This is a genomic window from Myxococcus llanfairpwllgwyngyllgogerychwyrndrobwllllantysiliogogogochensis (genome assembly GCF_006636215.1).
GTDB classification, from domain to species: domain Bacteria; phylum Myxococcota; class Myxococcia; order Myxococcales; family Myxococcaceae; genus Myxococcus; species Myxococcus llanfairpwllgwyngyllgogerychwyrndrobwllllantysiliogogogochensis.
Window position 1 is genome coordinate 1 of the sequence record NZ_VIFM01000866.1, and the last position, 417, is coordinate 417.

Genomic DNA, 417 nt, shown 5'->3' on the forward strand with positions numbered 1-417 from the left:
GCAGGACAGCGGCGTGATCGCGGCCAATGTGGCGGTGATCGCCGCCGCCCAGGTCGGGCGGCCACTGACCATCATCGTCGAGGTGCGCGTGGTCAGCGAGCAGCGTGAACGCGTAGCGCCGTTCAAGCGCCGCGTACAGGACGACCCGGCCGTGCAGCAGTGCTACTCGATCACTGGCGACGGCGATTTCCTGCTGCTGCTTTCGGCGGCGTCGATGGAAGAGTACGAGGCCATTACCGAGCGGTTGTTCGGCGGCGATGACAACATCGAACGCTTCAGAACGTCGGTGGCACTGGGGACGTTGAAGCGGAGTTTCGAAGTGCCGCTGCTGCCAGGCCTGTAGAGTCGAGCCATGCTCGACTGCCTTCTGATCGCAACGCAACAGCAGTCGAGCATGGCTCGACTCTACACTTTGAA

At 63.1% G+C, this 417-nt stretch carries 1 protein-coding gene; it reads left to right on the forward strand.

The annotated features are described in order from the left end of the window. The coding region (locus FJV41_RS56125) for an Lrp/AsnC family transcriptional regulator (protein ID WP_141649655.1) at positions 1 to 343 on the forward strand (343 nt) is incomplete at its 5' end. Positions 344 to 417 lie beyond the last annotated feature (74 nt).